We start from the raw sequence: 13,270 nt of genomic DNA, 5'->3' as shown, positions 1-13,270 counted from the left end.
TTCTGTGAATGGTAAGAAGAACAAGCGATTTTCAAGTTGGTCTATCAGAAGCAACGATGATTGAATCACCTAACTAATGGAAGGCTTTGATGCCTACTAGATGCGATGCCTGAAAAAGGCATGAACCCAAAAAATACATCACTTAAACGTTAACCAAATATTAAAGATAGAATACAATCTCCCACACTAAGAAGAACACTTGATAAACCAAAATGAATACGATCAGTTCCAACAACATATAGAGAAGGAATAGGCTTTTCTGGACGATCCACTTCCGACCCGCCACTCTTTTGTGGATCCAGTAACCTGTCGCCCAGAAGGAATAGTGCAGTCCATTTTCGATCCGTTGAAAAGTGGTTTGAGGCGGTTCATTCATAGACCTTTCGAAACGGGGGACCCAGTATTCTTTCACAACAAAAATGGCGAATGCCATGACGAGTTGGTTACACATGACTGCGATCATCAAAATCCTAAGCAATTCTTCTATTACGGGTATCTCCATGTTCTATACCTCCTCTCTGCCCCTCCCCTATATGCTACCAAATGAAAGAATCGGAGTGTCAACGATTTATAATCTAATGGGATGATTTATTAATTAGATGTTCAAATACTGCAGGGACGTGGATTCGATCCGAGTCGAAAATGCGGGCTTATTAAAGAAAAAATCAAAAAAACCTCCTCCCAATCAACCGGAAGAAGGTGTTCTGTCGTTAATCCCTATATCGAAGCACATATATAAGAATGACCGTGCAGCAACACTTCGTCAACGTTTCTCATTTCCCTGGCTATCGGACCCATTTCATCCGGTGAGCTGCATCCATCTATCCTTTTCAAGAAAACATATAAACAAAAGGCCAACAATTCGAGACTCACTCAAATTGTTGGCCTTTTTTATCTTTTTCGAAGCAATCGTTTGATGCCTTCGGTACAAATGACGCTACTTGCTATCCCAACGTATACGCTTGATGACATCACTTTTCCCATGTAATAAAAACCCGTCCCCGCCAGACAGTCTAAGAGAAGGAATCTCTTGATACTCGAACTGTGGATGGCGTAAAAGATCACTTGATGCTGAGCTTTCATCCCCATGATCACACACCTGTTTTTTTCAAAGGATATGACGGATGCGGATTGTCTTATTCATCCCAGAAAAAAAGAAGGACCCCTGCGAGCCCTTCTTCTACATCATTTCCCGTAAACGGAAAACTTGTCTTCAATCGGTGTCCTCTTCTTCGCCGGCGGAACCTCATCAAAGTAGCCGAGGTGCAGGAATCCGGCGATTTTCTCGCCCTTTTCGACGCCGAGCAATTCATGGACCTTCGGATCATAAATATGAGGATTTGTTTTCCACACAACTCCGAGCTGCTGTTCCCAGGCGAGGAGCTGGAAGTTTTGGATCATGGCGCCGATGGCTCCGAAGTTCTCTTCCCACTGCTTCTGACGGGGGTCTTCGGTCATGACGACGACAAGGATCGCCGCAGGCTGGCTGAAGTAGTTGCGGCGGTTCTCCCTCATATCGGGCGGGAAGGTTTTCACGAGATCCTCTACGAATCCTTCCTTCTCATCCGCCGGTACGAAGATGAATCGCCACGGCTCACGGAGTCCGTGATTCGGTGCCCAGACGGCATCCTCCAATAGGTTCAGCACCGTTTCCTGTGTGACTTCTTTATCAATGTAGCCGGCTTTTATGGAGCGGCGTTCGCGTATCGTTTTAGCAATGTTTGTCATGATTGTATCTCCTTATCTGCTTATCTCTCATCTAAATGATAACAATTCTCACTCTCAATTGCAATCTTTCTATAGGAAAGGAGTCCCCTTATGAGTAAAAAAATGCTGCGTATCTCCTTTGGATCGTACCGAAAGTTTCTCTCTATGTCCGCGTATGGTGTTCCTCACACAATAAGCGGACATTGAGAACATAGATAGTGGGTTCTTATCACATACTGCCTGCTCATGGTGACCATATTCTGAGGTAAACAACAAATTATTATTGAAAAAGAAAAACTTTTTATTGTTTTACAATAAATAATCCGATACAATCATGTCATAGAAATCATTTACCAAGATTCTACATGTACAAATTCAGCGGAATGGACGTGGACATCATCGGATTTACAATTATTTTTTTGTTGGTGATTGGATTGATCGTATTAGGTTCCATCATGACAGCGCTCATGGTGAGGAAGACAAACACCAGGCCTCCTAGGAAATTATCCTATATTGTTTTGAGCCTCCTGATCCTTCACTGGATTTTCTGGCTTTCAAGCGGCTATGAATGGTTTTCCGACGAAGTGGCCGAGGCCATCTTCAATCCTATATGGGGTGTGTTATGCGCAGCAGGACTGGCTGCCAGCCTTTATGAATGGAGGCATAATAAGAGCTTCGCCTTCCCCGTCGGTGCATTGTCGGGTGTCACCTTGATGTTCGTGGTCTTCATCAATTTTGTTACCAGTATGTAAAGGAGCGTTGACCCACATGAAACTTTTTGCCTGGGTGCTCGTGGCACTCCACCTGATCATTACGATCCTATGGATTGCCAACTCGCCTGCCCTGTTTTCACTTGTTGGAATCATCGCCTGGTTCCTCTTGATCGCGGGAGGATTCGTCCTCTATTCGAAAACAAACCATATGGTGGTCATTGTCTCCAGTTCCTTCATGGTCTTCCTGGTCCTCTTGACCGGACTGATCGAATGGACGGTTTCATCCATGCCTTAATATAAAAAATAAGAGACTCCCTTCGGTGGCGAGTCTCTCACAAAGGAGAATGCTTTATGTTGAAGAAAACCATTATGAATGTGTACAATGCGGCCCTGAGCGTGGGTGCTTTTTATCTCGGTGGTTCCATGATGTCAGGTAAAGGGATCTTTGCGGCCTTCCCACCAGAGTGGGCAGGAGATCTGCCTTTTGACAGCTGGATGGCTATGGCGATTGTGGGCATGATCGTTTTCGGACTGGGCAATGCCGTCGTAGCAATCAGAGGGTTCATCCGGTATGACCGGCAGATTTTCTTCTCGACCCTGTTCATGGGCGCCCTGCTTTTCATTGCGACGATCGGTGCCACCCTATCCGTAGGAGAATGGTACTTACCATCGGTACAGCTCTTGATCGCCAGTATTGGCCAGGTGTTGCTGGGCCTTGGCGCTTTCATGCTTCATTTTCTTCGTCCGGAATCGGCAGGGGTCACAGAGTGACCCCCGCCTCCCCTTATTTTTCTATAAAACCATCCTCGAATGCCTTCAATAGATGCTCGAGGGTCACGGGATCACTGTACGTCGATTCCTTGCTGTTGATCTCGATGACATGACCGTTTTTCACCGCCGGGATGTTCTTCCATGTGTCGGTGTCCATGAAGGAATTGTCCACATCGGGATTCTTGCTCAGGACGAGGTAATCTCCGGTGAAGTCGCCTACCGCTTCCGGCGAGATGACGTGAATCCCCGTTTCCAAGGCGTTATCCTTCACGGCTTCCGGCATGTTGAGCTTCATGGCCTGGTACAGGATCTCAGAACCACGGGCATAATTGTTCCCGAAGACATAGAGTTCCTTTTGTCCGGTTTCAATGACGGATACCGTGGCGTCGTCGCCGATTTTCTTGCGGATCTCATCCCCGATCGTCGCGGCACGCTCCTGGAAGTCATCCGCCCATTCCTTCGCTTCTTTCTCCTTATTCAACAGCTTGCCGATCTCGATCTGTTGATCGATGTAATTCAGTTTCCCCCATGTGAAAGCGACGGTCGGCGCAATCTCCTTCATCTTATCGAGGTTCTTCGTCTGACTTCCGGCAATGATCAAGTCCGGGTCGAGCTCGATGATCTTCTCGAGCTGATCATCACCCACCACTTCCACATCTTTCAGCTTGTCGGTGAAGAGCGGGTTCATCTCGGTCCACTCATCGATCCCGACGAGCTTCCCTTCGAGGGAAATCACATTCGGACCATTGGTGAGGGCGACAATCCGCTTCGGCTCTTTCGGAACCTCTACCGGTCCCTGTTCTGATTCATATGTAAATGTCGAGGAATCCTCCTTTGACGAATTCGTTTTTGTTTCTCCGCTGCTGCACGCCGCCAAGAGCAGACAGACCATCAATATGGTAAAGAACGATGCTTTTTTCATGTGGTTCCCCTTTCGTTTCTTGATAATGAGAATCATTTTCAATTATAACTTTACGGGGGAGGAGGCTAGATGTCAATCACTATTTCCCATATTTAACAAAGTCGCTATGGTCTCCCTTCGAAAAGATGAGTGAAATGAAGCGGAGATGGCTCGACTCCTGCGGGAATGGCGGGCAGGTGAGACCCAGCAGGCGCAGCCGATGCGGCTCACCGCACGCCCCGCGGAAAGCGAGCCATCGCAGCGAAATGGAACGGACACTATTATCTTTAACGCCATTTTCGAAAAAAATATATTTTTAAGGAGTTAGAATCATTTTTCCGATAAACCCAATCGAAATAAAGGGTTTTCACGACATAACATATGTATCTAAGGACCTATTTTTACCCCATTCCCACTTCTTCCAGCCAGTCTCATTTCTGCCAGAGGGTGTTGACGCAGGAAACAGTCCGGCGTAGAATAGGGCTCACGTTAAACAAATTAAACTTCTTATCACGAGAGGTGGAGGGATTTGGCCCTTTGATACCTCGGCAGCGGGCTCACTTGAGCACTGTGCCAACTCCAACAGGCGGATGCCTGAGAGATGAGAAGAGTACGGATCTTTCTTTCCTTATGGATCTCCGGCCTCTTCCTGTCTCAGGAAGGGGCCTTTTGTTTACCTTAATTCAATAATTTCTTATCCAGAGAAGCTGAGGGACTGGCCCGATGACGCTTCGGCAGCAGACTTTCCACAAAGTACTGTGCCAATTCCAGCAGGCAACGCGCCTGGGAGATGAGAAGGGAACCATTGATTCCGTGTGAATCCATGCCCTCTTCTCGAGACCTCGGGAAGAGGGTTTTTATTTTAACCACCAGGAGGCATGACGAACATGATTGAATTCAAAAGCGCCACGAAAGTGTATGACAGCGGCGGAAAGGAAGTCCGGGCCCTCGATGGCATCGACCTGCGGGTTGAGCAGGGGGAAATATGCGGGGTGATCGGATTCAGCGGCGCCGGGAAAAGCACGCTGATCCGCACCGTGAACCGATTGGAGCGATTGAGCTCGGGAAAGGTGATCGTGGACGGCCAGGATCTCATGGCCCTTTCACCGAAAGACGTGCGCGAGGTGAAGCGGAAGATCGGGATGGTGTTCCAGCACTTCAACCTCCTGAACTCCAAGACGGTCTTCGCCAATGTGGCGATGCCCCTCATCCTCGCCAAGCAATCCAAGACAGAGATCCAGAAGCGGGTGACGGAGCTGCTGAGCTTCGTCGGCCTTGAAGATAAAGCGAACCAGTACCCTGATCAACTATCAGGCGGTCAGAAGCAGCGCGTCGGCATCGCCCGTGCCCTTGCCACGCAGCCGTCGATCCTTCTGTGCGACGAGGCGACATCGGCCCTCGATCCGCAGACGACAGGCTCGATCCTGAAGCTGCTGAAAAAGATCAACCGTGAGTACAACATCACGATCCTCATGATCACCCATGAGATGTCGGTGATCCGGGAAGTGTGCGACCGGGTGGCGGTCATCGAAGGCGGGAAGATCATCGAGTCCGGATCCGTATTCGACGTCTTCTCCTCCCCTCAGACCGAGACAGCGGCGAACTTCGTGAGCTCCGTGCTGAACGACTCCATCCCGGAATCGGTCCTCGAGCTTGTGCAGAAGGAAAACGCACCGGGACGGATCTACAAGATCCGCTTCGTCGGCACCTCATCAGGTCAGCCGCTCCTGTCCCAGGTGGCGAAGCGCTTCGACCTCGATGTAAACGTGCTGTTCGGAAATATTACGGAGCTGCAGGGCACACCATTCGGTCATCTCATCGTCGAGCTCATCGGCTCCGAGAGCGAGATCAACCGTGCACTGCTTGTCATGAATGGAGAAAACGTCACCGTGAAGGAGGTCGCACCACATGCTAGTTGATTCACAGCAGATCATCGATGCACTCATTGAAACATTGGTCATGACCGGCTTCTCCCTCCTCTTCTCCACCGTGATCGGGCTGCCCCTCGGGGTACTCCTCGTCATCACGAGGAAAGGTCATCTATGGGAGAATGCCTTTATTTTCACCATCCTGAACGGAGTCGTGAACATCTTCCGTTCCGTCCCGTTCATCATCCTGATGGTTGCGATCGTCCCCCTCACGCGTTTGATTGTGGGAACATCGATCGGAACGGCCGCGGCCGTCGTGCCACTGGTCTTCTATGCAGGACCTTATATTGCACGATTGATTGAGAACTCCCTCCTTGAAGTCGACAAAGGCGTCATCGAGGCGGCGGAATCCATGGGGGCGACATCCACCCAGATCATCTTCCGCTTCCTCGTCCCAGAAGCGCTCAGCTCCCTCGTCCTCAGCCTCACCATCGCCACCGTCGGACTCGTCGGGGCATCGGCCATGGCAGGCGCCATCGGCGGAGGCGGACTCGGGGATCTCGCCATCACCTACGGCTACCAGCGCTTTGACACCTGGGTCATGGTCATCACCGTCGCCATACTCATCGTCCTTGTACAGGGACTGCAATCATCGGGTAATTTCGTATCGAAAAAAATCAGAAGAAGATAGCGAGGAGATACAACATGAAGAAATGGATCATTCTATCACTCATCCTACTAATCGGCGGGTTCGCTGCAGGCTGCAGCTCAAGCGCCAGCAAAGATGAAACGAAGGTCAAGATCGGCGTCAGTGGTTCCGATAACCGCATCTGGGACTTCGTCGCCAAGAAAGCGAAGAAGGAAGGCATCGATATCGAAATCGTCCGCTTCTCCGACTACGTCCAGCCGAACCTGGCCCTTGAAGAAGGCGAGCTTGATGCCAACGCATTCCAGACGATTTCCTACTTCAACGAATTCAAGAAAGAGCATGACCTCGATCTCACACCGATCGGCACAACCGTCATCGCTCCCCTCGGCCTGTACTCGGAGAAATATAAATCAGTAGACGACATCCCGGATGGCGCCAAGATCGCCGTGCCGAACGAAGCAACCAACATGGGAAGAGCTTTCCTCCTCCTACAAGAAGCGGGCCTCATCGAGCTGCCTGAAGACTTCGACGGAAACGGATCACTGGATAAAATCAAAAAGAATCCGAAGAACATGGAGATCGTTCCAGTCGTAGCCGGCCAAACACCGCGCGTCCTGCCTGATGTCGCTGCATCCATCATCAACAATGGCATCGCCGTCGACGCCGGATTCAACCCCGTGAAGGATTCCATCTTCCACGAAGATGACACGGCCACGCCTTACATCAACATCATCGCCGCACGTACAGAAGACAAGGACAACAAAACACTCAAGAAAATCGTCGAGCTCTACCAGGAAGAAGACACAGCAGACTTCATCGAAAAAGAATACAACGGAAGCACGATCCCGACCTTCGTCCCACTGAGCAAGATCGGAGAATAAACAACCAAGAGGAGGAATGGACATGAGTACCGTCGTCGACACATTGAGAGATCAGATCATCGCGAACCTTGAGGAAAACAAAGAAAAGTACATTGCCATTAGCCATTCGATCCACGACCGGCCAGAGATAGGCAACGAGGAGTTCTTTGCCTCGAAGACCCACGCCGAGCTTCTGGAGTCGGAAGGATTCACGGTGGAACGCGGGGTGGCGGGACATGAGACCGCCCTCCTTGCCCGCCGGAAATCGGATAAACCCGGCCCGGCCATTGCGTTCCTCGCCGAGTACGATGCCCTTCCCGGCCTCGGTCACGCCTGCGGACACAACATCATCGGCACGACGAGCGTATCGGCGGCCATCGCCCTCAGTAAGGTGATCGACGAAACCGGCGGAGAAGTCGTTTTGCTAGGTACACCTGCCGAGGAGGGTGGCCCCAACGGCAGTGCCAAGGGAAGCTTCGTGAAGCACGGTCTCCTCGAAGGAATCGACGCCGCCCTCATGGTGCACCCTGCGAACTCCACACGGATCACATCGAACTCCCTTGCCGTCGATCCCCTGGATTTTGAATACATTGGCAAACCCGCCCATGCCGCCGGTTCCCCGCATCACGGGATCAACGCACTGGACGCGGTCATCGGCCTGTTCAACGGGATCAACGCCCTTCGCCAGCACGTGACCGATGACGTCCGAATCCACGGCATCATCACCCACGGAGGCGATGCGCCGAACATCGTACCGGAATACGCCAAAGCCCGCTTCTTCATCCGCGCGGCTACCCGCAAGACCTGCAGCGAAGTGACCGCCCGCGTGAAGGCGATCGCAGAAGGCTCTGCCCTGGCAACGGGGGCGAAGCTGAACGTCATCGCCTTCCAGAATGAAGTGGATAATCTCGTGTTGAACCGGACGTATGACGCGGTCTTTAAAGAAGAGCTTGAACGATTGGGCGAGTACGTTTCAACCGAAGAGCGAAACGGACTCGGCTCCACCGATGCCGGCAACATCAGCCAGGTCGTCCCGACGATCCACCCTTATATCCAGATCGGACCCGAAAGCCTCGTCGCCCATACGGATGAATTCCGTGAAGCAGCGAAATCACCCAAGGGGGATGAAGCACTGATCCTCGGAGCAAAAGGGTTGGCGCTCACGGCATTGCGACTGGTCACAGACGGTGACGTGCTAGCTGAGATCAAAGAAGAATTTACTAGAAGAAAAGCATTAGAGAGCTGAAGTTCTGTGGGAGTCCCCTTGGTTGGTCATGGGGGCTCCTTTTTTGTTGGTTTGGGGGTGGTGGGTTAGTGGATTGGAGTGGATCGGGGCATTTTTGTATGTGAAATCACTTTGAGTTGGTGGGATTGGGGGGAGATGAGGCTTCATTGGTCTGAAATAGAGAGTTTTGAGCTTAAATCACACCCTTTATTTTCCACCAAACAACTTCCTTCCCGTTTTTCTACCGACTTTTGAATTTTTTCTATCAACTTTTAAACTTTCACTTCCAACTTTCGAGATTTTATTACCAACTTTTTTTGGAAGGGAATTTTTATCGTCAACTCCGCCGGTTTATTTTCAACTCCATTCTTTTATTACCAACTTTCACCCTTTATCACCAACTCCCCACACCCTATTTTCTGGTAGAATAAGAGGGAAGTGAAAGGAGCCAGAACCATGATCATCCTTCCGACCGGCGTCACCGGATTTTTCGATTCGCAGTCTGGGGAACCTCCCCTGACGGATCTATCCCTATTTCAAAAGCTTTGCTACAGCATCGCGGCTGAATCGGGTGGCCGGGTATTGGCATTCGTATCCGTCGATGTTTCAACGAATTTCGCCTATGCCCGGATCCAATGGAATGGGGATGAGCTCTTTGTGCTGCTCAATGAGCATTACCCCTATCTTGCAATGGCCGATGCCATCGGGTTCGGTGGGATCTCCTTCGTCGACAGAGTATTGTTAAGAGAAGCGTTTTCCCCTTACTACAGCGTGTTGGAGACGGGTGAGCTGAACACACCCATCGAACCGCCGATGATTCAACACCTCAATCGGGCGGAACGCGCGCAGATTTCCTATTGGAAACCGAAGACCGTTGGGGAGGTCGTGTTTCATTATTGGGATTAATAGTAAAAGGAGTGATGGCATGTGATCACCATTCAAAAAGCCGAAAGGTCCGATGCCGAGAAGCTGACCGATATCATGAAAAGAACGTTTGATGAAGAAGCACGGAGATGGCTGTCTGATGACTCTATCGTCGATTACAATATTCAGCCCCCTGGATATTCTTCGGTCGAGATGACGAACTATATGATTGAAGAATTGGTCTATTTCAAGATCATTGCTCATGATGTAGTAGTGGGCGGGATAATCCTTACTCTGACGGGGAGCTCCTTCGGCAGGATTGACCGCATATTTGTCGATCCCGACGTGCAGGGACAAAACATCGGGTCAACGGTCATCCGTCTCATCGAAGAGACATTCCCTGACGTGAGGACGTGGGATCTCGAGACGTCCAGCAGGCAAGTGAACAACCATCATTTTTACGAAAAGATGGGATATCGAGCTGTGTTTCAGACAGAAGACGAGTATAGCTATATTAAGAGAATCAAGCGCCAATCCCCCGCCGGGAACGTCGTGGAGCAGCAAGATCTATCCCTTACCCAATATGAGGACTGCAAGATGGAACACACGGAGTACTATCAAGTTACACTAGAGGGAAGTTCCTTCTGCAACAGCAATTTGATGAATACGCACTTCAGCAATTGCAACCTCCGTGATTCTACCTTCAAGAATATCAATTTCACCCATGCCTCTTACGCCGACCTGAATCTTTCCTACAGCAGCTTGAGGCTGGTCACGATGGGGGGCGTCCGTTTTATGGATACGAGTCTCGGAGAAAAGCAGGACCCCCTCTCATTCGAACGCTGTGAACTACAAGGTACGACCATCAAGAACAGCAATCTAAAAAACGTACAGATTACAGGCAGTGATATATCGGGAATGACCATAGACGGAATCTCGGTAGAAGAACTGCTCGACGTGTATAAGCGCCATTCTCTACTATAAAAAAGACAGCCAATCCCCGTAAAAGGTTCCGTTCCCTATTGCAAAACTTGAAATTGCAGTTGAGTAAAAGCATATCAAAAAAAGAATAGCTCCATTCATATGAATGGAGCTATTCTTTAAATCAAGGTGCCGTTCGAAGAAACTCATCGATGAATTCCATCATCAAACCGTAAACAAGAATACCGAGCGGCGATCCATTGATCATTAAAACAATCATTCTTTTTGCTAGATTTTCTTTACTGAACATGGAGACGATACTCAATGGTATGCCGAACACGGAAAGAAGGAAGGTAAGGAGTAATAACGGTCGTATAATGGGAACGACATGATTGCCGGAAATGGTCGGAATGAGGAACAGTGGCAAAACAATCACCATAGCTAGTGCAATATAGGATGAGATTTGAGTGAACATCTTCAGATTATTCCTTTTCAATTTAAACACTCCCTAGGCTAACCGATGGCCTCCGCGTGACATCTCCGGCTGTCCTTTCCCTACTCAAACGAATGCGTCGTCGCCGTAATCTTCCCGGACGGGTCCACACTGTACTGGGCCACGGCGTTGGTGGCGACGGTCTTATTGGTGAGGCCGTCTTTGTAGTTGAACGACACTTCCCATGCTTTCGAGGAGCTGCTGAAGACGGTGTCGTTCGAGAGGAGTTGGAGGTCGTTGATGTTGATCGGCTCACTGGCGGTTTCATTATAGATGTGAAGGTCCTGCTCCAGTTGGACGATGGCAATGAATTCAGCGTCCGTACTGTCGATGGTCTCGTCTCCATTGTTTCCGCACCCCATCAGGAACAGGATGACACCGACGATCAGGAATGAACATTTTTTCATACATATTTCCCCCTTTAACCAATTTTTCGATCTATCCGTTCAAAATCTTCTTTTCCGTTCAAGCGGGTATCTTCTGCAACGGGCACGTCTTTCCTTTTCTCTCCCACTCCCCATACGCCTCCTGATATCCTTCCACCATGAGCTTGAGGGCGATGATGGCGAGCGTCAAAAAAAGGATCGGTACGAAAGGAATCCACGTATAGGTAGTAAATAGATACCTAAAATCTCTTCCGATGAGGCCCGACCATTCGTTTGAGAGGGAGGCCATGGCAGAGTTCCCGAATAGATCTTCCATCAATGCCCCTCCTCCAAAGAAGATGCCGAGGATACCGAGGTGGGAAAGGAGGATCAGCACTTGGATCGCTTCCCTCAAAAAGAGGACGATGAACCGCGGCTTCAGGAACGGAAGAAGATGCTTCCGGAGGATGTGGCGCCGATTCCCGCCGAGAACCTGGACGCTTTCCATGAACTCCTGCTTCATGATGTCCTTCACTTCATTGGACACGATGAGGGTGGAAATCGGGACGGCTGCCAGGGTGAGGACGGCGAGTTCGATCAGCACCCGTGCGCTGAAGGAGTAGCTGAACTCTCCCCCCATGAGTCCGTCCTCAAACAGCACCCAATACAGCATCATGAAGGCAAGGAGTGTGATCGGATAATAATAGAAGGTTTGCAGGAACGGACGGATCCACGCGGTGAACTTCGGAACGTACAGGGTCATCACGGTCCCGATGAAGGCAGACAGGACAAAGCGCAGAAACGCCACCAGGAAGGCGATCCCCAGGGTGAATTTCGCCCCGACCACCATCACGAGGAACATGCTTTGCCCCAGGGCGTTGGTGCCGAACGGGAGGTGGTCCATCGGTCCATAGGGTGGTTTCATCGCCCCTTCCTCTCCGGACTTCAACGGAACGACAGGGATGGCATCACCGCACACCCACCCGTAAACGAGGCTCCCTCCAAGTATGAGGGCAATGAACGAAAAGCCGATCACAAACGAGAGATTCTTGAATGCCTTCACCCCTCTTCACCTCCGACGATGCTTGATTTCAGCTTATTCATCCCCTGCTCAAAGAGAAGGATCGGAACGGCGAGGAGCAGGATGCTCACGGTGGCGATTTCCGGGGTCGGATGATGATAGACGAACCAGGTGATGCCCCTCGTATTGAAGATGATCTCCAGCATGATGAGGTTTGAGAGCATGAAGGCCAAGATCATCTTGGAATGATGGAGGAGACCCATCAGCCCATTGCGGAACACATGGACGAATAGCACACGAAAATCCGTCAGCCCCTTCCCCCTCGCAAGCTCCACGTAGGGCTTCCGCAGCTCTTCATCGAATAGGAGCGTCAGCGTCCGGTACAGGAAGACGGTCGGAAGGATGGTATAGGTGATGAGAGGCAGTACAAACGGCCGTTCATAGGCGCCGACCACATCAAAGAACAGAATCCCCGTCTGCTTGAATAGGAAAATGATGAACAGCTGCGCCATGGCGATGACGAACAGGTCTGGCACCGCCTCCAGGATGGTGGACAGCTTCATGAGTGCCGTGCGTTTTTTCACCGATAGTTGGAAGGTGATCATGATGAGGGTGACCGCGATGATAAGGGCCAGGATGAAGCCCAAGAAAAGGACGGAGAGCGAATAGCCGTAGAACTCAAAGACGTATGGAAACAACGGGTATTGGCTGCCTGTATTGTAGTCACCCGTGGAATACGTGATGGAACCTGGTTGAACCAGTGAAACGACCAACCCTTTGAGGCTGCTCCAATAGGTGGAGAGACTGAGATCGATGCCTCCCTGGAAGAGCGTGATGAAGGCGCCGAGAAGGATGATGGAAATAAGAATGATGGCTGTTTTGGTGAGGAATCGGATGCAGATACCCCCTTTT

At 50.4% G+C, this 13,270-nt stretch carries 16 protein-coding genes and 2 riboswitches; of the genes, 9 read left to right on the top strand and 7 right to left on the bottom strand.

Features of this window, described 5'->3' with window-relative positions; genetic code table 11:
• Nucleotides 1-160 precede the first annotated feature (160 nt).
• Entirely contained in the window at nt 161-502 is a 342-nt protein-coding gene (locus D5E69_RS05325; RefSeq protein WP_048005330.1) for a hypothetical protein, read from the bottom strand.
• A gap of 683 nt (nt 503-1,185) precedes the next feature.
• Nucleotides 1,186-1,728: a nitroreductase family protein gene (locus D5E69_RS05320; protein WP_148796631.1), complete on the bottom strand. Its 543-nt coding sequence runs from the start codon at nt 1,726-1,728 to the stop codon at nt 1,186-1,188.
• Nucleotides 1,729-2,072: 344 nt separating this feature from the next.
• On the opposite strand from D5E69_RS05320, the gene D5E69_RS05315 reads away from it, so the two are divergent.
• Genes D5E69_RS05315 through D5E69_RS05305 form a run of 3 tightly spaced genes read left to right on the top strand, consistent with a single transcriptional unit; the run spans nt 2,073 to nt 3,191 of the window.
• The gene (locus D5E69_RS05315) at nt 2,073-2,459 is read left to right on the top strand and encodes a hypothetical protein (protein WP_159129377.1); all 387 of its coding nucleotides are present in this window, start codon (nt 2,073-2,075) and stop codon (nt 2,457-2,459) included.
• Between the two features lie 16 nt (nt 2,460-2,475).
• Entirely contained in the window at nt 2,476-2,715 is a 240-nt protein-coding gene (locus D5E69_RS05310) for a hypothetical protein (RefSeq protein WP_148796634.1), read from the top strand.
• A gap of 56 nt (nt 2,716-2,771) precedes the next feature.
• Nucleotides 2,772-3,191: a hypothetical protein gene (locus D5E69_RS05305; RefSeq protein WP_048005335.1), complete on the top strand. Its 420-nt coding sequence runs from the start codon at nt 2,772-2,774 to the stop codon at nt 3,189-3,191.
• Nucleotides 3,192-3,204: 13 nt separating this feature from the next.
• Here the strand turns inward: D5E69_RS05305 and D5E69_RS05300 are convergent, their stop codons facing one another.
• On the bottom strand, nt 3,205-4,113 hold the full coding sequence (locus D5E69_RS05300) for an ABC transporter substrate-binding protein (protein WP_159129376.1): 909 nt from the start codon (nt 4,111-4,113) through the stop codon (nt 3,205-3,207).
• Between the two features lie 483 nt (nt 4,114-4,596).
• Nucleotides 4,597-4,700: riboswitch (SAM riboswitch) on the top strand.
• Nucleotides 4,701-4,783: 83 nt separating this feature from the next.
• A riboswitch (SAM riboswitch) is annotated at nt 4,784-4,889 on the top strand.
• Between the two features lie 90 nt (nt 4,890-4,979).
• On the opposite strand from D5E69_RS05300, the gene D5E69_RS05295 reads away from it, so the two are divergent.
• From D5E69_RS05295 to D5E69_RS05270, 6 genes are all read left to right on the top strand, one after another.
• Nucleotides 4,980-6,011, top strand: coding sequence for a methionine ABC transporter ATP-binding protein (locus D5E69_RS05295; RefSeq protein ID WP_159129375.1), 1,032 nt, complete (start codon nt 4,980-4,982; stop codon nt 6,009-6,011).
• Nucleotides 6,001-6,651, top strand: a complete 651-nt coding sequence (locus D5E69_RS05290) for a methionine ABC transporter permease (RefSeq protein WP_048005662.1) — start codon at nt 6,001-6,003, stop codon at nt 6,649-6,651. Before D5E69_RS05295 ends, D5E69_RS05290 begins: the two co-directional genes overlap by 11 nt.
• A 14-nt stretch (nt 6,652-6,665) precedes the next feature.
• Entirely contained in the window at nt 6,666-7,490 is an 825-nt protein-coding gene (locus tag D5E69_RS05285) for a MetQ/NlpA family ABC transporter substrate-binding protein (protein ID WP_048005338.1), read from the top strand.
• A 22-nt stretch (nt 7,491-7,512) separates the two neighbouring features.
• Complete coding sequence (locus tag D5E69_RS05280) at nt 7,513-8,715, top strand: M20 family metallopeptidase (RefSeq protein ID WP_048005339.1); 1,203 nt, start codon at nt 7,513-7,515, stop codon at nt 8,713-8,715.
• A 435-nt stretch (nt 8,716-9,150) separates the two neighbouring features.
• Nucleotides 9,151-9,600, top strand: coding sequence for a hypothetical protein (locus tag D5E69_RS05275; RefSeq protein WP_159129374.1), 450 nt, complete (start codon nt 9,151-9,153; stop codon nt 9,598-9,600).
• 75 nt (nt 9,601-9,675) lie between these two features.
• On the top strand, nt 9,676-10,542 hold the full coding sequence (locus D5E69_RS05270; RefSeq protein WP_048005664.1) for a GNAT family N-acetyltransferase: 867 nt from the start codon (nt 9,676-9,678) through the stop codon (nt 10,540-10,542).
• Nucleotides 10,543-10,663: 121 nt separating this feature from the next.
• Here D5E69_RS05270 and D5E69_RS05265 read toward each other — a convergent pair whose 3' ends face one another.
• Genes D5E69_RS05265 through D5E69_RS05250 form a run of 4 tightly spaced genes read right to left on the bottom strand, consistent with a single transcriptional unit; the run spans nt 10,664 to nt 13,131 of the window.
• Complete coding sequence (locus D5E69_RS05265) at nt 10,664-10,975, bottom strand: 2-acyl-glycerophospho-ethanolamine acyltransferase (RefSeq protein ID WP_159130325.1); 312 nt, start codon at nt 10,973-10,975, stop codon at nt 10,664-10,666.
• Between the two features lie 59 nt (nt 10,976-11,034).
• On the bottom strand, nt 11,035-11,379 hold the full coding sequence (locus D5E69_RS05260) for a hypothetical protein (protein WP_148796646.1): 345 nt from the start codon (nt 11,377-11,379) through the stop codon (nt 11,035-11,037).
• A gap of 58 nt (nt 11,380-11,437) precedes the next feature.
• Nucleotides 11,438-12,400: an ABC transporter permease subunit gene (locus D5E69_RS05255; protein WP_159129373.1), complete on the bottom strand. Its 963-nt coding sequence runs from the start codon at nt 12,398-12,400 to the stop codon at nt 11,438-11,440.
• Nucleotides 12,397-13,131 carry an ABC transporter permease subunit gene (locus D5E69_RS05250; RefSeq protein ID WP_148796650.1) on the bottom strand — a complete coding sequence of 245 codons (735 nt, stop codon included), beginning with the start codon at nt 13,129-13,131 and terminating at the stop codon, nt 12,397-12,399. Before D5E69_RS05250 ends, D5E69_RS05255 begins: the two co-directional genes overlap by 4 nt.
• Between the last annotated feature and the right edge of the window lie 139 nt (nt 13,132-13,270).

Origin of the sequence: Rossellomorea marisflavi (assembly GCF_009806575.1) — a bacterium.
In the GTDB taxonomy this organism is placed as follows: domain Bacteria; phylum Bacillota; class Bacilli; order Bacillales; family Bacillaceae_B; genus Rossellomorea; species Rossellomorea marisflavi_A.
The sequence above is the reverse complement of the archived record's forward strand: the minus strand, read 5'-3'. Positions and strand labels throughout refer to the sequence as shown.

What these genes read in the sequence shown, in the direction of transcription:
- D5E69_RS05260 (WP_148796646.1), bottom strand. Translation starts at nt 11,379, where the DNA reads ATGAAAAAATGTTCATTCCTGATCGTCGGTGTCATCCTGTTCCTGATG.
- D5E69_RS05285 (WP_048005338.1), top strand. Translation starts at nt 6,666, where the DNA reads ATGAAGAAATGGATCATTCTATCACTCATCCTACTAATCGGCGGGTTC.
- D5E69_RS05275 (WP_159129374.1), top strand. Translation starts at nt 9,151, where the DNA reads ATGATCATCCTTCCGACCGGCGTCACCGGATTTTTCGATTCGCAGTCT.
- D5E69_RS05305 (WP_048005335.1), top strand. Translation starts at nt 2,772, where the DNA reads ATGTTGAAGAAAACCATTATGAATGTGTACAATGCGGCCCTGAGCGTG.
- D5E69_RS05295 (WP_159129375.1), top strand. Translation starts at nt 4,980, where the DNA reads ATGATTGAATTCAAAAGCGCCACGAAAGTGTATGACAGCGGCGGAAAG.
- D5E69_RS05300 (WP_159129376.1), bottom strand. Translation starts at nt 4,113, where the DNA reads ATGAAAAAAGCATCGTTCTTTACCATATTGATGGTCTGTCTGCTCTTG.
- D5E69_RS05320 (WP_148796631.1), bottom strand. Translation starts at nt 1,728, where the DNA reads ATGACAAACATTGCTAAAACGATACGCGAACGCCGCTCCATAAAAGCC.
- D5E69_RS05325 (WP_048005330.1), bottom strand. Translation starts at nt 502, where the DNA reads ATGGAGATACCCGTAATAGAAGAATTGCTTAGGATTTTGATGATCGCA.
- D5E69_RS05270 (WP_048005664.1), top strand. Translation starts at nt 9,676, where the DNA reads ATGAAAAGAACGTTTGATGAAGAAGCACGGAGATGGCTGTCTGATGAC.
- D5E69_RS05310 (WP_148796634.1), top strand. Translation starts at nt 2,476, where the DNA reads ATGAAACTTTTTGCCTGGGTGCTCGTGGCACTCCACCTGATCATTACG.
- D5E69_RS05290 (WP_048005662.1), top strand. Translation starts at nt 6,001, where the DNA reads ATGCTAGTTGATTCACAGCAGATCATCGATGCACTCATTGAAACATTG.
- D5E69_RS05280 (WP_048005339.1), top strand. Translation starts at nt 7,513, where the DNA reads ATGAGTACCGTCGTCGACACATTGAGAGATCAGATCATCGCGAACCTT.
- D5E69_RS05315 (WP_159129377.1), top strand. Translation starts at nt 2,073, where the DNA reads ATGTACAAATTCAGCGGAATGGACGTGGACATCATCGGATTTACAATT.